Annotated in this window: 20 protein-coding genes and 4 pseudogenes; 8 read left to right on the top strand and 16 right to left on the bottom strand. The window is 68.2% G+C overall.

The window, feature by feature from the left end; genetic code table 11:
- Positions 1-23 precede the first annotated feature (23 nt).
- From ACZ4UB_RS31820 to ACZ4UB_RS31805, 4 genes and pseudogenes are all read right to left on the bottom strand, one after another.
- Entirely contained in the window at positions 24-1,016 is a 993-nt protein-coding gene (locus ACZ4UB_RS31820; RefSeq protein WP_468075539.1) for an Acg family FMN-binding oxidoreductase, read from the bottom strand.
- 26 nt (positions 1,017-1,042) lie between these two features.
- Positions 1,043-1,151, bottom strand: a pseudogene (locus tag ACZ4UB_RS31815) (universal stress protein); the annotation flags it as partial.
- Positions 1,152-1,434: 283 nt separating this feature from the next.
- Complete coding sequence (locus tag ACZ4UB_RS31810) at positions 1,435-2,304, bottom strand: universal stress protein (RefSeq protein ID WP_468075537.1); 870 nt, start codon at positions 2,302-2,304, stop codon at positions 1,435-1,437.
- Positions 2,305-2,337: 33 nt separating this feature from the next.
- Positions 2,338-3,003 (bottom strand): CBS domain-containing protein, encoded by a 666-nt coding sequence (locus ACZ4UB_RS31805; protein ID WP_468075535.1) that lies wholly within the window; start codon positions 3,001-3,003, stop codon positions 2,338-2,340.
- 253 nt (positions 3,004-3,256) lie between these two features.
- Here ACZ4UB_RS31805 and ACZ4UB_RS31800 point away from each other — a divergent pair, with 253 nt between their 5' ends.
- The 4 genes from ACZ4UB_RS31800 (at position 3,257) to ACZ4UB_RS31785 (ending at position 7,032) form a co-directional block, all read left to right on the top strand.
- Positions 3,257-4,165, top strand: a complete 909-nt coding sequence (locus ACZ4UB_RS31800) for a universal stress protein (RefSeq protein ID WP_468075533.1) — start codon at positions 3,257-3,259, stop codon at positions 4,163-4,165.
- Positions 4,162-5,025, top strand: a complete 864-nt coding sequence (locus ACZ4UB_RS31795; RefSeq protein WP_468075531.1) for a universal stress protein — start codon at positions 4,162-4,164, stop codon at positions 5,023-5,025. Before ACZ4UB_RS31800 ends, ACZ4UB_RS31795 begins: the two co-directional genes overlap by 4 nt.
- Positions 5,026-5,139: 114 nt before the next feature.
- On the top strand, positions 5,140-5,259 hold the full coding sequence (locus ACZ4UB_RS31790) for a DUF1918 domain-containing protein (protein ID WP_468075529.1): 120 nt from the start codon (positions 5,140-5,142) through the stop codon (positions 5,257-5,259).
- A 42-nt stretch (positions 5,260-5,301) separates the two neighbouring features.
- Complete coding sequence (locus tag ACZ4UB_RS31785) at positions 5,302-7,032, top strand: sensor histidine kinase (protein WP_468075527.1); 1,731 nt, start codon at positions 5,302-5,304, stop codon at positions 7,030-7,032.
- A gap of 12 nt (positions 7,033-7,044) precedes the next feature.
- Here the strand turns inward: ACZ4UB_RS31785 and ACZ4UB_RS31780 are convergent.
- The 4 genes and pseudogenes from ACZ4UB_RS31780 to ACZ4UB_RS31765 form a co-directional block, all read right to left on the bottom strand.
- Positions 7,045-7,478, bottom strand: a pseudogene (locus tag ACZ4UB_RS31780) (response regulator transcription factor).
- A 188-nt stretch (positions 7,479-7,666) separates the two neighbouring features.
- Positions 7,667-8,425, bottom strand: a complete 759-nt coding sequence (locus ACZ4UB_RS31775) for a MerR family transcriptional regulator (RefSeq protein WP_468075525.1) — start codon at positions 8,423-8,425, stop codon at positions 7,667-7,669.
- A gap of 251 nt (positions 8,426-8,676) precedes the next feature.
- Positions 8,677-9,009 (bottom strand): CBS domain-containing protein, encoded by a 333-nt coding sequence (locus tag ACZ4UB_RS31770; RefSeq protein WP_468075523.1) that lies wholly within the window; start codon positions 9,007-9,009, stop codon positions 8,677-8,679.
- A 382-nt stretch (positions 9,010-9,391) separates the two neighbouring features.
- Positions 9,392-9,772 (bottom strand): hypothetical protein, encoded by a 381-nt coding sequence (locus ACZ4UB_RS31765; protein WP_468075521.1) that lies wholly within the window; start codon positions 9,770-9,772, stop codon positions 9,392-9,394.
- A gap of 387 nt (positions 9,773-10,159) precedes the next feature.
- On the opposite strand from ACZ4UB_RS31765, the pseudogene ACZ4UB_RS31760 reads away from it, so the two are divergent.
- Positions 10,160-10,708 (top strand): annotated as a pseudogene (locus ACZ4UB_RS31760) (IS630 family transposase); the annotation flags it as partial.
- Positions 10,709-10,740: 32 nt separating this feature from the next.
- Here the strand turns inward: ACZ4UB_RS31760 and ACZ4UB_RS31755 are convergent.
- Positions 10,741-11,394 carry a class I SAM-dependent methyltransferase gene (locus ACZ4UB_RS31755; protein ID WP_468075519.1) on the bottom strand — a complete coding sequence of 218 codons (654 nt, stop codon included), beginning with the start codon at positions 11,392-11,394 and terminating at the stop codon, positions 10,741-10,743.
- Between the two features lie 9 nt (positions 11,395-11,403).
- A complete protein-coding gene (locus tag ACZ4UB_RS31750; RefSeq protein WP_468075517.1) occupies positions 11,404-11,556 on the bottom strand; it encodes a hypothetical protein in 153 nt (50 codons plus the stop codon).
- A 15-nt stretch (positions 11,557-11,571) separates the two neighbouring features.
- On the opposite strand from ACZ4UB_RS31750, the gene ACZ4UB_RS31745 reads away from it, so the two are divergent.
- Positions 11,572-11,838 carry a MoaD/ThiS family protein gene (locus ACZ4UB_RS31745; RefSeq protein WP_468075515.1) on the top strand — a complete coding sequence of 89 codons (267 nt, stop codon included), beginning with the start codon at positions 11,572-11,574 and terminating at the stop codon, positions 11,836-11,838.
- Positions 11,839-12,097: 259 nt separating this feature from the next.
- Here the strand turns inward: ACZ4UB_RS31745 and ACZ4UB_RS31740 are convergent, their stop codons facing one another.
- Together ACZ4UB_RS31740 and ACZ4UB_RS31735 are read right to left on the bottom strand one after the other, a co-directional pair.
- Positions 12,098-12,526, bottom strand: a complete 429-nt coding sequence (locus ACZ4UB_RS31740) for a YidB family protein (RefSeq protein ID WP_468075513.1) — start codon at positions 12,524-12,526, stop codon at positions 12,098-12,100.
- 237 nt (positions 12,527-12,763) lie between these two features.
- Positions 12,764-13,741, bottom strand: a complete 978-nt coding sequence (locus ACZ4UB_RS31735; RefSeq protein WP_468075511.1) for a recombinase family protein — start codon at positions 13,739-13,741, stop codon at positions 12,764-12,766.
- 413 nt (positions 13,742-14,154) lie between these two features.
- Between ACZ4UB_RS31735 and ACZ4UB_RS31730 the strand changes: the two genes are divergently transcribed.
- Positions 14,155-14,781 (top strand): DUF1120 domain-containing protein, encoded by a 627-nt coding sequence (locus tag ACZ4UB_RS31730; protein WP_468075510.1) that lies wholly within the window; start codon positions 14,155-14,157, stop codon positions 14,779-14,781.
- A 56-nt stretch (positions 14,782-14,837) separates the two neighbouring features.
- On the opposite strand, the gene ACZ4UB_RS31725 is transcribed toward ACZ4UB_RS31730, so the two are convergent.
- From ACZ4UB_RS31725 to ACZ4UB_RS31710, 4 genes and pseudogenes are all read right to left on the bottom strand, one after another.
- Positions 14,838-15,545: a Tn3 family transposase gene (locus ACZ4UB_RS31725; RefSeq protein WP_468075508.1), complete on the bottom strand. Its 708-nt coding sequence runs from the start codon at positions 15,543-15,545 to the stop codon at positions 14,838-14,840.
- A gap of 114 nt (positions 15,546-15,659) precedes the next feature.
- Positions 15,660-15,885, bottom strand: a pseudogene (locus ACZ4UB_RS31720) (Tn3 family transposase); the annotation flags it as partial.
- 117 nt (positions 15,886-16,002) lie between these two features.
- On the bottom strand, positions 16,003-17,001 hold the full coding sequence (locus ACZ4UB_RS31715; protein WP_468075506.1) for a hypothetical protein: 999 nt from the start codon (positions 16,999-17,001) through the stop codon (positions 16,003-16,005).
- Between the two features lie 159 nt (positions 17,002-17,160).
- The gene (locus ACZ4UB_RS31710; RefSeq protein WP_468075504.1) at positions 17,161-17,376 is read right to left on the bottom strand and encodes a hypothetical protein; all 216 of its coding nucleotides are present in this window, start codon (positions 17,374-17,376) and stop codon (positions 17,161-17,163) included.
- A 99-nt stretch (positions 17,377-17,475) separates the two neighbouring features.
- On the opposite strand from ACZ4UB_RS31710, the gene ACZ4UB_RS31705 reads away from it, so the two are divergent.
- Positions 17,476-18,099, top strand: coding sequence for a DUF6000 family protein (locus tag ACZ4UB_RS31705; RefSeq protein ID WP_468075502.1), 624 nt, complete (start codon positions 17,476-17,478; stop codon positions 18,097-18,099).
- The last annotated feature ends 124 nt before the right edge of the window (positions 18,100-18,223 follow it).

Below are 18,223 nucleotides of genomic sequence, written 5' to 3'. Positions count from 1 at the left end.
CCCGCGGTAGGTGCCGGTGGTGCCTACTCCCGGATTTCCAGTACCTCGGTCAACGGGCGGCGGGGCGTGTCGGGGCCCGCGGGGCCGTAGCCGAGGCGGAAGACCATCTGCACGTGTCCCATGGCCGCGACCGGGTCGCGCACCGTCCATCGCAGCTCCGGCCATTCCAGGGGGTGGGACGTCATCGAAGTGGCCAGGCCATCGGCGGTGGCCTGGAGAAGGACGCGCTCCATCGCTTGGCCGGCGCGCAGCCAGTCGGCTCTCGTGTCCCCCTCGGTGCTCAGCAGCGCCAGCTGCGGCCGCTTCTCGAACACGGCCCAGCCGCGATCCGGTATCGGGTTGGCCCAGCCGAAGTCGCGCACGGGGGCGGGGCCGCCGGAAGCCTTGGGCCCGAATGCGGCGGTGGGGATGCCGTCGCGACGTGCGTACGTAGCGCTCTGCGTGTGGGAGGTCCAGGCCCTGGTCTCCGCCTGGGCGAGCGGATCGATCTCCTCGCGGTGTTCCGCGTCCCGTACCAGCCCGAGCACGGTGTCGATGTGCCAGGTGTCCGGGACGGTGAGCCGGCAGCCCTCCAAGTGGGCCGCGGCCCACAGACCGTCCAGCAGTGCAGTCGGCACCGGCTCCTCGCTGAAGGGGTACCGGCTGGTGTGCCGGCGCCGGATGGCGTCGTGCAGGGAGGCCAGCTCGCGGTCCGCGCCCGTGGATTCGTCGATGGTCACCGTGGCGAACAGCCATGGTTCGGCGTCGTCGGGCAAGAGCCGCACGCGAACCGGGAGACCGATCCAGGCCGCGGACACGCGCAGGTTGAACAGTGCTGCGGCGCAACTCAGGTGAAGGCCACGGTGGTTCGGGTCGGTGCGGGTCATGGCGCGTTCCGGGTCGCCGTACAGGGCGAGGGCACCGCCGCCGACATGGAACACGAACTTCCACGGCTGGGCGTTGTGCATGGACGGGGCGGTGACGGCGTCGCCGACGAGCCGGATGACGGTGTCGGGGTCAAGGTAGGTAGTGGTCACTGGACTGCTCCTGTCTGCGCACGGCCTCAGTCGTGCGCCACGACGGCGACCGGTGAGGTGGCGTGGTGCATCACCGCGTGGGTGATGGGGCCGATGCGGGCGCCGAGCTGGACGGCGGATCCGCCGGCCGACCACGGTCGAGCCCACGATGAACCCTGCGACGGCGCCGAGACCACGAGAGCCGGGGACGAGCAGGTCCGCGACCGCTGCGGACGAGGTGAGGGCCTTGGAGGCCGCGAGTCCATTCGTGCCGTGATCAGGGTCGACATGGTGTCCCTCCTGGGTCGGATGGTCGCCACTTCCAGGCTCTTGCGCTTGCGGGGCCTGCGGGAAGGACCGAGCGGCGCAACCCCGGGACCGATCGGCCCTCATTGCCTGCTCAGCTCCGCTCGGCGGTCCGGTCCCCGGTGCCGCTCCTTCAGCCGTGGGCGATGACGGCCACGGGGGCTGCTGCGTGGTGCAGGACCGCGTGGGCGACCGAGCCCAAGTGCGCGCCGAGGGCGGAGCGGCGGGCATGGCGTCCCACGACGACGAGGCCCGCTCCTTGCGAGGCCCGGACGAGATGATCGCCCGCGGATCCCATGAACACGTGGTGGCTGACGTTCACGTCGGGGAACTTGTGCTGCCAGGGCAGCAGCATGTCGTCCACCATGTGTGTGACGCTCCTGCCGATGTCCCGTTCGTTGTCCGGGTCGAAGAAGGGGACGTAGCTGTAGGCGGCCGGCATCTTCCAGCCGTGCACGGCCCGCAAGGTGCAGTCGCGCCGGGCTGCCTCTTCGAAGGCGAAGGCGAGTACCCGGTCACATGCTTCGTGGATGTCGACCCCCACGACGACCTCGGCGCCGGAGCCGGTGCCCGGGCCGTCCGGGTCGTCGGCGATGCGAACGAGGACGACCGGGGTGTCGGTCGCGACCACGGTGGACAGGGCCACCGAGCCGACGATGAAGCCGACGAGGCCGCCCAGGCCGCGCGATCCCAGGACCAGCAGCCCGGCGTCGGCGGCTTCGGCCCCGAGGGCGGCGGCCGGCCGTGCCGTCAGGCAGCGGGTCGTGATCTCCAGGTGCGGGTGGCGTCCGTGCAGCTCCTGCGTGGCTTCGGTCAGGGCCTGGTCCGCCCAGCGGTCCACGTCCTGGCGGCCCAGGCCGGGGAACGCCGGGTCCAGTGGCCAGTCGACGGCGTGCACGAGCCGTAGCGGCACCTGCCGCAGGACGGCCTCGTGCGCGGCCCAGCGTGCTGCTGCCCGGCTCTCGGGGGAGCCGTCGACTCCGACGGTCACGTGGTTCTTCATGGCTGCGATTCCCTTCGTACGGTCCGGCGCCCCTCACCACGGCATCGCGTGCCGGGCATGATCCGCGTGGGTTGCCGTGTCGTCGGTGCGGGCGGTGACGTGTGATGCCACGGCGACGACCCCGTCGAGCCGTTCGATGAGGCTGAGGAGTGCGGCGAGCTGACTCCGGCGTTCGACATGGCCCTCCAGGGTGACGATGCCGTCCACCACGTGGACGTCGACGTCACCGGCCGGCACGTCGAGCACCTCCGTGAGGACCTCATCGGTGATACGCCGGCGTATCTCGGAGTCCGGGCGCAGGAACGTGCGGAGCAGGTCCCGGCGGGTGACGATGCCGACGAGCCGGTCCTCCACGTCCACGACGGGGAGGCGTTCGATGCTCCGGCGGGTCATCAGCCGGGCGGCGTCGGCCACTGTCTCTTCGGGGTGGACGGTGACGGCGGGCGCGGACATGACGTCGCCCGCGGTGGGCGGCACAGCCACTGCGGCGCCCTGCTCGGAGGGACGGGGCTCCGACGCCGTGTGGGCCAGCAGGTCCGTCTGCGATACGACGCCCACCACACGGTCCTCGCCGTCCAGGACGGGGACTCCTGAGATGTCGTACTGGGCGAGGAGCTTCGTGACGTCCTTGAAGCCGGTGCCCGGGGCCACGGATACGACCTCGTCGGTCATCAGATCCGCCACCTTGAGGTGTTTCATGAGGCCCTCCTGCCCCGCGGTGTCACGCGAGGCTGATCTCCGCTGTTGGGTGTGCCCCCACCATCCGCCGGTGACCGCTGGTGATCGAGGGCCGAACGGTCCCGTCCAGGGGCCGTAAGGGCCCGGGGTCGCCGGGCGCGGACGGATGGGGACCATGTGGTCCCGTCGGCGGTCCCGGGCGGCCCTCTTCCCGAAGCGCCGACGGTGCCAGCGTGAGGGGTGTCCCTCATCAGCTCCTCGGTTGGGAGGAATCGTGGAAAGCACCTTCCGCACCCCGGACACCAGCTCGGTCGCCGTCGGCGTGGACGGCTCGAAGCCGGCGCGCACCGCCGCCCTGTGGGCGGCCAAGGAGGCCGTACGCCGTGACCGTCCCCTGCACATCGTCTACGGCGCCGACACCGACGGCAGGGCCCTGTACCTGTCGGCGGAGACCATCGAACGGGTCCGCGCCAACGGTCGGGCGCTCCTGGACGACACGGCGAAGGCCGTGTGGGCCGAGTACCCCGGGCTGAACGTGACCACCGAGTTCAGCCGCGCCGGGGCCGTCGACGCACTGCACCGGACCGGCGGGCGCCACGGCACGGTCGTGGTCGGCAACCGCGGCTTGGGCGGATTCGACTCCCTCATGCTCGGCTCGGTCGGCATGGACGTCGCGGCCACCGCCATGACCCCCGTCATCGTCGTCCGGGGCATCGACGGGGCCGAGGAGACCGGCACGGTCCTCGCAGCGGTCCGCGATGAGCACGACCTCCTGATCGCCCGGTACGCCGCCCGGGAAGCTCAGCTGCACAAGGCCTCGCTGCGGCTGCTGCACGTGTGGAACGTGCTCCAGTCCGTCGGAGAGGTGGTCAGCATGCTCGACGGCGTCGACGAAATCGCGGGCGGGCACGAAGAGACCCTGCGGGCCGTCACGAACATGATCCACGACGAGTTTCCCGACCTGGAGCTGCGGGCCGATGCGGAGAAGAGCATCTCCGTGGCCGGTGTCCTGGTCGAGGCGTCCCGATACGCCGATCTGCTCGTCATGGGCGGCCGCCGGGTCCCAGGGCCCCTCGGCCTCGCCCCCGGCCTGGGCAAGGCCACGCACAGCCTGCTGCACCACGCCCACTGCCCCGTCCTCCTCATCCCCCGGACCGGCAGCGAATTCGGGAGCCAGTCATGACCGGCCACCCGTCAGCGAGCCGTGACATCGTCGTGGGCATCGACCCGAAGAGGGACTGGCACCTCTCCCTGGCCTGGGCCGCCGACGCGGCGCAACGCCGGCGGCTCCCGCTGCGCCTCGTACTCGCCGTACCGCCCCAGCACGACACCCATCACCTGGACGACACCCCCGGCCAGACGGCCCTGCGGCAGGCCGGATCCGACAGACTCGAACAAGCGTGCAATTGGGTGCGGGACCGCCACCCCGAGGTGGCCGTCACCGGTGATCTGCTGAGCGGCTTTCCCGCCCCCGTTCTGGGCGGCGCGGCGCGCGAGGCCCGCATGGTCGTCCTCGGCTCCCGGCACCTGAGCCGCACCGCCGAGTTCTTCAGCGCCGGCTCGCTCGTGGTCCCCATCACCGCCCAGGCCCGTTGCCCGGTCGTCGTCGTGGGCGACGCCGAGCACATCAGCCAGCAGCCGCCCTACGTCGTCGCGGGTATCGACGGCAGCGCGTCGGCCATGGCGGCGCTGGACTTCGCCTTCGACGAGGCCGACCTCCGGGGAGCGGCGCTGCGGGTCGTCTGCGTGTGGCAGCCGCCGCTCATCATGCTGGACGACGAGGAGGTGGCGCTGCACGCCCAGCGCACCCTGCTCTCCGAGGCCACCGCCGGTCTGTCCGAGAAGTACCCGGACGTGCACGTGACGCACGAAGTCCTCACCGGCCACCCGGTCGAGGAACTGGCCCGGGCCGCCGAGCACGCCCTGGCCGTCGTCGTGGGCCGCCGCGGTCGCGGCGGCTACACCGGCATGCGGATCGGATCCGTCGTCCACGGCCTGCTGCACCGTGCGCACTGCCCGGTGATCACCGTCCCCACCGGATGAGCCCGCCATGACCAGCCGCGCGACCGAAATACCGCCGGCCCCACCGTCGGAACGACGGGCCGCGACGGTGAAGTCATCGCCCTGCACCATGAGGACGGCACCCCGCCGTACGACGTGCGCTGGTCCGACACCGGCCGCACCACCGTGTTCTTCCCCGGCCCGGACGCCCACGTCCGCCACCTGCACCACGACACCGACCGGGAGGGCTGGTGCCTCCGGCCGGAGATACCGTAGAAGTGATGGCCATCTCGCCATCACGTCCGGCCGGAGGTGGGCATGAGCGCAGGGGAACAGCCCACCCGGAGCGGTGTTCCTCGACTGCGGCTCGACGAACTGCTGGACGAGCTGCAGGTACGGATCGACGAGGTCAGGGGCACCCGGGACCGGCTGAACGGTCTGCTCGAAGCCGTCATGTCCGTGGGCCGGGAACTCGACCTGCCGCAGGTCCTGCAAGGCATCGTAGAGGCCGCCGTGGTGCTCGTGGACGCCGAATACGGAGCCCTCGGAGTCATCGGGAACGACAAGAAACTGGCCGAGTTCCTTCCCGTCGGCATCAGCGACGCCCTCCGCGCACAGATCGGAGACCTGCCTTCCGGGCACGGCATCCTCGGCGAGCTGATCCGCCACCCCGAACCGCTGCGGCTGTCGGAGCTGTCCGAGCACCCCGCCTCGTACGGGTTCCCGGACCACCACCCGCCGATGCACTCCTTCCTCGGTGTCCCGATCCGCATTCGCGAGGAGGTCTTCGGCAACCTCTACCTCACCGAGAAGCGCGGCGGAGCCGACTTCGACGCCGAGGACGAAGCGGTCCTGTCCACCCTCGCCGTCGCGGCCGGCATCGCCATCGAGAACGCCAGGCTCTTCGAGGAGGTCAGGCTGCGGGAGCGCTGGCTGGAGGCCAGTTCCGACATCACCAGCGCCCTGCTGTCCGGAGCGCCCGAGGACGAGGTCCTCGAAGGCATGCTGGAGCGGGCCAAGGACATCACCGGCGCGGACATGGGCGTCTTCTACCTGCTCGGCTCCAGCGGTGAACTGCGCGGCTCCCTCGCCCTAGGAGAGGGAGCCGAGGCGCACCGCGGGATCGTCCTGCCCAGCACCCAGGGCACCCTCGCCGAGGCCGCGCTGGCCCGCAACGGCCTCATCACGGTCCCCGACCTGGCGACCGACGAGCGCGTCACCGTGCAATCCGAGCGGTGGACGGGCTTCGGCCCGGCCGTGGCCGTCACCGTCGGCACCAAGGAAAAACTCAGGGGCGTCCTGATGCTCGCCCGTCGGCACGGTCGCCCCGTGTTCGCCACCGCGGAGATCGCCGCGCTTCCGGGATTCGCGGGCCAGGCCGCCCTGGCACTGGAGCTTGCCGACCGGCGCCACGACGCCGAGCAGATGAGCCTGCTGGAGGACCACGACCGCATCGCCCGCGACCTGCACGACCTGGCCATCCAGCGCCTCTTCGCCACCGGCATGACCCTCCAGAGCGCCCAGCGCTTCGTCGACCACCCCCAGGCGTCCGAACGCCTCGCGCGCGCCGTGGACGACCTCGACGCCACCATCAAGATCATCAGATCGACCATCTTCGGACTCCGCGAGCACGAAGCCCCCGGTGAGGCGCCCAAGCTGCGCTCCCGCGCCGTCAAGACCCTGGACGAGGCGGCCGCAGCCCTCGGCTTCGCCCCGGCCCTGCGGATGGAAGGACTGATCGACACCGACGTACCGTCGGCCGTCGCCGACGAGGTCCTCGCCGTGGTGGGAGAAGCTCTCACCAACGTCGCTCGCCATGCCGAGGCCACTCGGGTGGAGGTCTCGATCGTCGCGGCCGACGGGAACCTGACCCTCACCGTGACCGACAACGGGATCGGCCTGCCCGCAGGCGGTCGGCGCAGCGGACTGCGGAACCTGGCAGAGCGTGCCGAAAGGCTCAGCGGCCGTATGGAGGCCGCGGCGAGGGTCGATGGCGAGCGGGGCACTCGCCTGGAGTGGCGGGTACCTCTGGCCCCGCCACCGCGCTGACCCTCGCTGCCGCTACTTCGCCGTCCCGGCGTCGTGCTCGTGCACTTGGGCGGCGATCACGGCCGCCAGGACCTTCCGCTCTACTCCGAGCTTGCCCAGCAACCGTGAGATGTGGTTCTTGACCGTCTTCTCGGACAGGTAGAGCTTCTTGGCGATCTGCCGGTTGGTGAGACCCTCGCCGACTCCGGGTCGCGCAGGGAGTGCATCAGGCGGGCGGGGGTCGCAGGGTCCAGCATCGACTGGCAGACGGTGATCCCGTCGCTGTCGGGCAGCCGCACGTCGAGTACGGCTACGTCCGGACGGAGCGCCGGCCCGCGGGCGAGCGCCTGCTCGGCAGTTCCGGCTTCGCCTACGACCGTGATGTCCGGCTCTGCGTCCAGGAGGTCCCGCAGCCCGCGCCAGGGAGACGCACACGCACCTGTGGCCGACGAGATGGCTTTGTTCACGACTTCCGACAGCGATTGTGAAGCTCGTCGGGAGGCGGTCTTTCGTCAGGGAAGTCGTTGTTCATGAGAACGGGCAGCACCCTGCTGAGGGGGCCGCGGACGGTCCTCGGGATCGAACATCTCCGGCCCGCCGTGACACGACGCAACCGCCATCGCGGCTCTTCCCCCGATGGCGGTTGCGTCGTGTCTCAGTTCAGCCGGGTGGTGGCATGGGCCTCGATGGCATCGCGCTGGTATGCGGCCAGACCTGGGGCGATGGCCTCGTATGCGGCGCGCCACGTCTCGTTGTCGACGATGGAGCGTCCGATGGCCCGGTAGTCCTCGGCGGAGACGGCGCGCAGTTCGGTCAGCGCCCGGTACTGGGCGTCGATTTCGGCCTGGACCGGGTCGGCGTCGGCCGGGTGGCCTGCGGCCATGAGTTCGGCCAGTCGGATCATCTGCGCGGTGCGCTCACGGTGCGCGGCGTCGGCGTCCGCCTGGCTCATCGTGGCAGCGCGTCGTGCGACCGCTTCGGCGAGTTCGGGGAAGTCGTGCGTGTTCCCCTCGTACTGGGAGGGCGTCACGCCTTCGAAGAGGTTCTCCGGTCGGTTGATGGTCATGGGGTTGCCGTCCTTCCTGGACTGCTCCAGTTCGGCGATCGTGCGGGAGACGGTGCCGGCCAGGGCGTCGAGCCGGTCCCGTTCCATGAGGAGGCGCTGGTGGTGGCCCCGCAGGGCATCCACCTCGTCGACCTGTTCGGACAGGATCCGGCCGATCTCAGGCAGCCCGACGCCTAGCGCCCGTAACACGAGGATCTGCTGCAGCCGCAGGAGCTGGCGCTCCTCGTAGTAGCGGTGCCCATTGGCGCCGATCCGGGCCGGCGGCAGCAGGCCGGTCTCGTCGTAGTGGCGCAGTGTCCGGGCGGTAACGCCCGACATCCGGGCCACCTCCGCGATCGGCCAGTCCATCACCACTCCTGCACGTGTGTGTCGCCGGGCCGGTGTCTCCGGCCCTGGTCACGAAGGTAGGAGCTGCCGCAACGGCAACTTCAACCCCAAGACCCTCCCAATCGAACAGGCGCGGTCTGCACCCCAGGCGGAACGGCCTCCGCCCGCTGCCGAAACTCGTGAACATCTGAACCTGCCCAGGGCGCCGACGCCTCCCGAATCCCCGTAGAAACGCTGTCGCCTCTCGTGAACAGAGCCAACGAGAAGGCTCGCTAGACAGCGATGGTGCTTTCCAGCTCCATCCGGACGTCCACGACGCCCTCGACCGCGCGGATCGCCCGTGCGAGCGGGGGGACCAGGGCCCGGTCCCGCAGCGGGCCGCGCAGAGTGACGACGCCGTCCTGTACGGCGAAGTCCAAGGTCACGCCAGGCGCCAGCTCGGTGAGAACGGTGCCGAGCGCGTTCACCACGGGCAGGCGCTTGACGTGCCTGCGCGCCATGATCCGGGCGGCTTCTGCGACGAGCGCGTCGGGGTGCACGGTGAACGCCGGGCTCGACATCAGCTCCTCGGCCAGGACCGCGCCGGCCTTCGACGCGTCCTCCAACCGCTCGGGCAGCGCGGGGTCCGTACGCCGGAACTCCTCGGCCCTCTTCCCGTATAGCTACCGCCAAGTGGCGTGTAGCGCTGAGTGAGGCCCTTGGGGAGGATCCGACCGACCAGTAGCGACTCAACGACCTCGCCAGCAACCTGTATCCGAGGCACAGGACCGAGGTGCGGAAGCCTGTACGAGGTAGTACGAGCTGACGTCCGACGAGCGGCTGGTAGGGCTTCGCGGCCAGTGATGGGTGCCTGGTCGTGGGCGATGTGCGTCGTGACTGGCACCGTCCCGCTCAGCTCCCAGGCACTCACCGACCCGGGAATCGACTGGGCGCGGCGGGCGAGTCCCGCCCCAGAGCTGCTCTGGGGCGGTCGGGCCCCTGGCCGGCCTACCTGGTCAGGCTGATGGGCTTGCAGTCGGGGGTGGCGCAGACGAGATCGTTCTGGTCCTCGGGAAGCATCCGGCTCGCGATCCGCTTCGGGGCGGGGCGTGCCTCATATTCGGCCAGGACGTTCCCGGATCCGTCTACGACGGTGATGAGGGAGGGGACGATCGTGCCGCCGGTGAGGACGAGCGTGGGCACCAGTCCCCTGTACCGGATGCTGAACAATCCCACCTCCTCCGCCTTCACGTCGGCCGGGGCGACCACGGTCAGGCCGCTGTCGGCCTCCGGGTGGATTTCGGTCACCGGGATCGATCCCGGAGCAGGCGCCGCGGGACCGTCTCCGGATCCCGGGATCGCGCCGAGGTCGGTCACTTCATCGGACATGGTCTCTCCTCACAGGACGGCACGCTGCCTTCCTGGTCAGAGCCTTACACCGAAGATCACCACCAGGCCGGAACTCCCGTGAGAACGGCCGGAACCCGACGCTGGCGCACACACCGGCCCTTGGGGAGGATCGGACCGGCCAGTAGCGACTCCGCTTTGAGCGTCTGTGCGCAGTCGCTGAGCGCTACTGAACTTGAATGGGTGATGTCGGGGCGTTCGGCTGAGCGGCGGACAGTGGGGCTGTAGATCTGGTTGGGTGAGGTATGCGCAGGGCGGCGGGTTGACCGACGCGGAGAGGGCGGTCCGGGAGCGGGTCCGCCTGGATGCTGTGGCCCGATTCGAGGCAGGCGAGACGAACACGGCTGTCGCCGCTGCGCTGCGGGTCTCGAGGACGAGGCCGGACAATCGTTGACGCCGCCGCGTGCCAGGACGTGGGGCCGCAAGGGCTGCACGCCAGTCATCCGCGTGCGGGGTCGCGGCTCAGGCCGGGTCTCGATGACGGGCATGACGTGCTACAAACCTGGCGAGCGGTCCCGGCTGATCTACGCGGTCCGCGAATACACCGGACGCAAAGACCAACCGAAGGGCTTCGGCTGGAGCGATCTCCGCGGCCTGCTGGTTCGAGCCCGCATCCAACTCGCCGGCCCCATCGTCCTGGTCTGGGACAACGTCCGCTTGCACCTGACCAAGTCGCTGCGCGAGTTCATCGCCGCGAACGCCGACTGGCTCACCGTCTTCCAGCTGCCCACCTACGCCCCCGACCTGAACCCGCAAGAAAGGGTCTGGTCCCTGGTCAAGCGCGACATCGGAAACCTCGTCGCCGTCGACCTCAGACAGATCACCCGAGTAGTGAAGCGAAAGCTCAAGATGATCCAGTATCGCCCCCACCTGATCGACGGCTGCCTCACCGGCACCGGTATGACTCTCGACGACTGACCGCGCAGTAGGCCGACATCAGGAGCTCGTGTTCAGTTGGGTGAGTTGTCGGCGTCATTCATCTGGAGCACCAGAGAGCTCCACCGGACGCTGTCACGGCCGTGAAGATCGGGACGCTCGCTGTGGTGGACCGTCTGCAGGCCGTACGTACTACCCAGCTCGACTGTCTCAGCAGCGGACACGGTGAACATGTGGCGGCCATCGGGCACAGGGCCGTGGCGCAGATTGACGAAGAACCGGCCACCAGGCACCAGCAACGCTGCGATCCTGGCCATCGCGTGTCGGCGTTCCTCGGCGTCCAGATGCATCCACACTGCAGTGGCGAAGATCGCGTCGAACCGGCCTGTGTGTCGGCTCAGCTTCAGGTCCGGAAGAACGTCGTCGACCCAATCGATACCTCTATCTGCGTGGATTCGCTGTCCGTGCGCCCGCAGCTCCGTAGTCGGCTCGACAGCCACGACGCTGTGCCCGCGTACCGCCAGCGCGGCGGCATCACGTCCGGTCCCTGCGCCCACATCCAGGATGCGGCCGGGCTCGGCAGGAACCAGCTGAAGCACGTCGCAGTGGACTTCGTCGAAGGTGACGTCCTCGTACTGGACGGCCAGCGCGTCCGCCGTCTCGGCATACCCGGTGGTTCCCCTGGCTGGGCTGATGCCGTGCCCGGTGGGGGCCAATTGATCACTCATGGCCAAAGGCTAGCGGAGGGTGGCGAAGTCGGTCTGGGCCGCCTTGGCGGCCTCGGCGTACGCCTGGGCCTTCTCGTGCTCGGGGAGGGAGGGGCGGAGAGTTCCGGCCCACGCGAGAAGAGAGGAAAACCCAGGAAGGAGCGGTTCAATGAGCCCGATCATGGAGAGATCCGTGCCATGACTTTTGAATTCACCGGCGTACTCCTCCGCGGCACCAACTATCAGCGGACGGTCTCAATCGCGGCCACCACCCTCTCGGACGCCCTGGCCGAGGTGACAGTAAAGTTCCCTCAGCTGAAGCCTCTCCTGCTCGACAACAACGGACAGTTGCTCAGGGCTCACAAGGTCGTACGCAACGGCGAGGTGATCTTGCGTCCCGACGGGGCGATGCCGCTCGGTGACGACGACCGGATTGAGTTTCAGACTGCCGTCGTCGGCGGCTGAGGCGGCCACCGCGTCAGCGGGTGTTTGAGATGGGACGAGGTCGCTGCGGCCTGATGGCTGCGGCCTCGCCTTTCTGAGACTTGAACTCGGGGCGTGAGTACTTGGCGTACACGGCCTCGGGGAACATCGGTCGGGCCAGGTGGGCCGGAAGTGGTCCGTGACGGGCAGGTCGGATGCTGTCTGCGGCGTCCGGCCTGCCCGTCTAGCTACCGGGCCGGGCAGTCTTGGTTGGGCCCCGTCCGGCCCGGCGGCCTTCCCGTCACCAGGAGTAGCGCACCCCGACGTTGGCCCCCCACGGCTGCTCGATCTTGTCGCCAGCGGAGTAGTCGAAGTCGAGGGAAGCGGGAATGCTTGCGGTTTTCGGCGCGATCCGCAACTGGATGGAATCGGGGACGCCTTCCTCGGCTCGGGCCTCATCGGAAGTCGCATTAATGACCTGCGGGAGTGCAGCCGCGAGGTCCATAGCCAGCTCAGCAGGGTCGCTTCCAAGACTCGCGGCGGCCCGGTCGAGCTGTTCCGGGCCAAAGATCAAAGTGACCTGGTCAGCAGTGACTGACTCGTTGTGCCCGCTGCCAATCCACGACTGGACGTGGGAGTCCAAACCCGCATTCACCAGGCTCGCTCCCGAGATCGTCAGGGTCGTCGGCTCCACGTTCCCACCGTCGATGCTGGTCTCAAAGTTGCTCATTCTGTACATCCTTTCCGTCTCTCCGCGTGACGGGAAGTCGTCTCCTGGTCAAGACGACGACGTGTCATCTTGGGATGAGCTCATCTCCCTGGCGCCACGGGCGGCAGCCATCGCTGCCTCCAAGAAGGATCTTGACCGGTGGCGGCAGGCGAGGTGGCCAACTTGGTGTTTCCGGCTTCATCGAGTGCCGGTACCCATCCACCACCGTCGTCCCGTTGAACTGTCAGTAGCGACTCTCTACGAGCTGGTGGGCGTAGTCGCTGACCGCTGGCGTAGCGCTGCGAAGTCGGCCTGGGCCGCCTCGACGGCCTCGGGGTATGCCTGTGCCTTTTGGTACTCCGCGAGGGCCCGGTAGATGCTCGCGACGGAAGGGCTTTGCCCTTTGCGTTTGCCGGTGGGGATGATCAGGTCGGGCTGGATCTGCTCGACGGACTCGCCTGCCGTGCGGCGGCGGATCACGGTGTGGAGCATGTCGTCGGTGATGACCGGGGGACGGCCGCCGTGCTTGCCCTTGCGGGCCGCGGTGTCGAGGCCTTCGAGGGTGGACTCGCGGATGTTCTCCCGCTCGGTCTCCGCCATCGCCGCGAAGAACGCGAACAGCAGCCGGCCGGGCCCGCTCGGGTCGTACATCCCCGGCAGGGGCCCGGCGAGCATCTCCAGGACCAGGCCGTGGGCGGTGAGGTGGTCGGCGAGCGCGGTGAGTTCAGCTGCGTCGCGGCCGAGCCGTTTCATCTCGTAGACGGTGAGGATGACCCGGCAGTGCGGGGCGTGCGCCTTGACCTCGCGGGCCGCGGCGAGCGCGGCTTCGAACTGGGGACGGACCCGGATGCGGGTGCTGATCTTCTCGCTGAAGACCTTCTCCCGGGGGACACCGTGCTTGGCGAGGGCGTCGAGCTGGGAGTCGAGTTCGTGGCCCAGGGTCGAGCAGCGGGCGTATCCGATGCGGATGTCCGCGGTCGGGGTGTCCGGATCGAGCGGCGCCGGCGGTGGGGTGCCGGGCCGCCAGGGCTGGCCGGGGCCGCGGTCGGCCGGGGTCTGGACCCGCAGCAGCTTCGCGAGGCGGGGCACCTTGGTGAACCGGCCGGTGTGGTAGGTCCCAGCGACCGCGCCGGCGCGCGAGCGGCACGGCGAGCCCGGCTCGGCCGCGCACCGCGGGCACGGGTGGCGTTCGACGTGGTCCGCGTCGGCCGGGGCGGGTTCGTGAGGGTCCGTCATGACCGGGATGTTCTCACAACCCAGTTCTCAGAAGGGTGTTCCGCCCCGACCTGAGTGAGAACGGGTTGTGAGAACCGATTCCGGGTTCCGGGGCCTTATGCGGGCCTCCGGCGGGGGCTCTCCGGCAAAGGACCGTTTGTGAGAGCAGTCGTTCAGTGATGCGAAGTTGGTGATTCACCCCCGTCCGGTGCCACGAGGCCGATAGCTTGATCATCCGTCGACGGCCGGAAGAGGATCGATCACGGCCAAGTAGAAGACCGGGTTCGCACCACGGGTCTGACCCGATTCAGGCCGACGACACCGCCAGCCCCAACGGGGCTCCGGCCAAGGTTTGCCGTCCTGAAGACGGCTGCCAGGAGCATGAACGGGCCTATATCGCCGTAAACAGGGCAAATAAAAAGGAGCTCTTCACCATGAACAACCTGACGGTCACGGGCCTGATCAATCCCAGCGCCGCCACCCCCCGCCTGCTCGGTGTTCGGGCATCCAGGGTCGACCTGACGGTCACGGGCCTGATTACCCCCAGCGCCGCCACTCTCACCCTGTCGGGTGGTGGTGTGATCGACTGTGGCAAGGTTTCCGGCAAGGACTTGAACCCGCAGAGCTCGACGGTGATCGGCAACCGCACGCTGCAGATGACGGTGGTCTGCGATGCCCCAACCTTGGTTGCGCTGCAGTCGATCGACAACCGCGCCGCGAGCTCAGCCCAGGCATACGATGCCTATGGCCTCGGGCTGATCAACGGCACCCAGAGGCTGGGCTGGTACACCGTCACCCTGCACAATGCGTTCGCCGACGGCGTGGCGGTACGCCCCATCGTCTCCCTTGACCAGGGCCTCACCTGGAGCGGCGATGACCTCTGGCAGCCGGGCATGCTCATGTCGGTGGCATCCGTGGACAACGACAGGACTCCGCTGCCTTTCAAGGACCTGAAAACGGATCTGGTCGTGAGCAGCGTCATTGCCCCCACCGGGAGCCTGGACCTGAGCAACGAAGTCTCCATTGACGGATCCGCCGCCCTGGAAGTGAAGTACCTGTAACGCATCGACAGGGACACGGTGCCCGGGACGCTGAAGCGTCCCGGGCACCGTCGTCTTCACCCCGGGGCTCCGGCTGCCTGCCCCTGTGGGGTGCGCGGGCCGGGCAGCGTCGCCCGGAGGGACAGGTCGAGATCAAGGCGTCTGTTCATATCCAGCTCGAACCGGCCGTACGGATTCACGTGCGTCCAAAACAGCGGCGACAACGCCCGGCGGTCCGCCTCGGTGAGCTTGTCCGCCCACTTCGGGTCGGCCAGGACCTCTTGCATCAGCAGTGTGTTGACGTGGACCAGCGCGGACTGGAGGAGGTGCAGCGCGAGCATGCTGACCTCCTGGGACTCTTTGTCCGCACCGGCCAGGTCGCCGTCCTTGCCGTAGAAGAGGTCCTTGTTCGCGGAGTTCCAGTTCTCCACCACCTGCAACCCCTCGTGGATCTCCTGCCGCATTTCGACGTCGGCGAGGTAGTCGCAGACGAACGAGGTCCGTACCGCCCGTCCGAGTTCTTCGATCGCCCGGTACGTCGGGTGCTTGGGCCCGCCCCGGGTGAAGCGGCGCAGGACCTGCTCGGCCTCGGCGGTGCCCAGGCGCAGGGCGGTGGTGTATTTCACGATCTGGTCGTACTGCTGGGCGATCAGGTCCCAGTCGATCGTCTTGGTGGAGAGCACCGGGCCCAGGTTCGGCCACTGGTCGTCCTGACCGGCCGCCGGCCGGTACAGCTTCGTGGAACCGATGTTCTTCAGCCGCGGCATCAGCTTGAAGTCGAGCATGTGCGCGAAGGCGAACCCGACGATCGACGCGCCGTGGGTGTCGGTGTACGTTCGAGGACCAGGCGCCGAACTTGCGGCTGTCGGAGGCGCATGCGGTGCCGGTGCCCCACCACATCTCATCGCGGATGGCGAAGGTGGCATTCACCAGCTTCCGCAGGGCCGCGCGCATGTTGGCCCGGTTGACGAACAGGTGCCGCACCCGCCGGAGTGTCGCCTCCGTCTCGCTGTGCTTGCAGGTCACCGCGACCCGCTTGATCCCCATGTTCGTACCCAGGCCGAACAGGACCAGCAGCAGCCGGCGCCGCGGCACGTCCTTCGACAGCATCTCCCGGGTGGCCACCGAGGTGAACTCCTCGATGAAACCGGTGTCGAACTCGGCGTACTTCAGAATGTCCAGCAGGTCGATGGTCCCTTCTCTGAACTAGAGGTTCAGAAGTCGGTGGCAGCTGCGTGGGGCTCACTTCCCGCGATGGGCGTCCAGCTGCATCTGAACTTGGTCATCGATCTGCTCGACGGAGAACAGCGCTTGCTTTTCGAGTTTCTCGAAGGACGTCTCGATGGCGGTGAACTCCGTGAAGAGCGCATGCTTCTCCGCGATCCCGGAGAGGGACGCCGCCTGCTCGCGCCAGGTCACGAGTTCGCCCTCGTCGTGCGGGTAGGTCCGGCTCCGCATCACATCGCGGTTGAAGATCGCATCGATGTCGTGTTCGGCCATCTGGATGACGCGGAGGGCATCGCCAGGGAGGAGATCGGGGAGGAAGCCCTCGACAATTCGGATGCTCTCTTCGAGCTCTTCAAGACGCCCGAGCAGATGCTTGGTCAGCGCGTCGCGGACGACTTCGAGGTCCAGCCCCACCTCGTCCCGGAGTTGGTTCGCTGCTCGCTCGGGCAGGTCAAAGGGGTCGCAGTAGCCGTCGGGCCCCTCAATGAATCGATCGAGTTCAGGCCCCGTGTCCTCGTCGGTGACTGATCCGGGACTGTATGTGGAAAGGACGGTGCAGGCTGTGTCGAAGTAGATCAGCACAGCGGGACGGATCACTTCGAGGCGGTGGCGATCACGGTGATAGGTCTCGTTGAGGTACTCGTGTAGCCGCTTGAGTACCGGACCGACCTCGTTCGGGAGGCTGCCCCGCTTAAGCAGGAAGTCGATCTTGTCGAGAAAATTGCGATCGATGTCCCTCCTCTTTGTCTTCGAGGTCACCTGCCCTTCGAGCTCCTTGATCTCAGCCCTGATCGCGTCGTTGCCACGGCCGTCAGCCTCGGCTCTGCGGCAGCTCTCCAGCCTCCGAAAATCCCAATGCTCGAGAGCCAATACATCCTGAATCTGACGATGCATGATCAATTCGACGGCGCTGTCAAGGAGGATGAACGCGAGTCTGAGCTGCGGCACTCGGCCTACTTCGATCAGGCGTTTGACCTCCTCAAACTGCACGATCACCAGCTCAAGCTGCTTCATCGGTCCCCGTCTCTCCGGCTCATCGACCGCCCCTACCACGGGACCGAGCAGGCACTACGGTAGTGAGCGACGGAGCTGTCCGGCATGTGGGTTTCACGACCCGTGCATCTGCTACTGCCAAGACTCGGAGCTCTGGCCATCGACAGTCCGTCCCGCTTTCTAGCCGAGTGACGGCATGCCGAGATTCACGACCGCGGTCCGCCGGTTCGCCTCGGCGTCGATCTGGGTCAGCTTGCTCTCGGTGCCGGCGAGGCTGACCTGTAGGCCCTCGACCTCGCCCAGACATCCCTCCCGTTCGGCCTCGGCGATCCGCGCGATGAGGTTGTCCCGGATCTCGACGAGCCGTGGCCGCTGTTCCGGCTCGGGCCGCAGCATCGAGCACCGGATACAAGCTTCTCTGAACTAGCGATCGGTACTCGGGGCTCCTGGGGTAAACCGCTGGCAGCTGGGTCCTCGCCGGGCAAGGATGCAGCCATGCGCTATGCCAGCACCGATCCCGAGCTCATGGACCTGGTCCGACGATTCGTCACGCCCGGTCGGCGGTACATGCGGCTGGGTGGAAGCTCGCTGCGGTTGAGCGGGCCTGAGCGCGAGTTGTTCGTGAGGGAGCTGGTCCAGGCCGCCGGGGAGATCACTCCCGCTGAGCTCGGCATCCTTTTCGAGGGCGGGTGGCGAGAGCGTAAGACTGCCTCCTGGCTGGTTGCCGTGGCCGGGAGGACCGAGTTCCGGAGCCGCATCGGCGAACTGCTGCTGGCCAGCGGAGGCCCCTACCGCGGGGCTTTCTGCATCGCTCTTGCCACCTTCGGCACCAGCGCGGACGCCGATCTTGTCTGCAGCTACCTTGATCGCTACTTGCCTCAACCCGACCTCGTATGGGACCAGACCGAGGTTCTCAGCACGCTGCTCCACCTCGATGCCGTCCTTGGGACCGAGCGAGCATCCCCATACCTTGCCGTCGGCGGCATGTGGCAGCAGTGGACCGATGCCACGCCGAACACAGTGCGGGATCCGCGGGAGTACCAGCAGGTCGTGGACCAGCTCTGTTCCTTCGCCAGCGAGTGCGCTGAACTCTTTGCCAGAACGGAAACCAGGCACTGAGCCTCCCGGAGCAGGGCGTGAACGGCATGCGTGCTGACGGGAGGACTGTGCAGCAATGCATGTCCACAGCCCTGTCCCAGCTGCGCGAGACCGGGCTGTCGGTTCCGTTTTGATCTTCGTCTTC

It is taken from the genome of Streptomyces sp. NPDC028419, from assembly GCF_055565515.1.
Note: the sequence above shows the minus strand (reverse complement) of the source record. Positions and strands in the feature narration are given on the sequence as shown.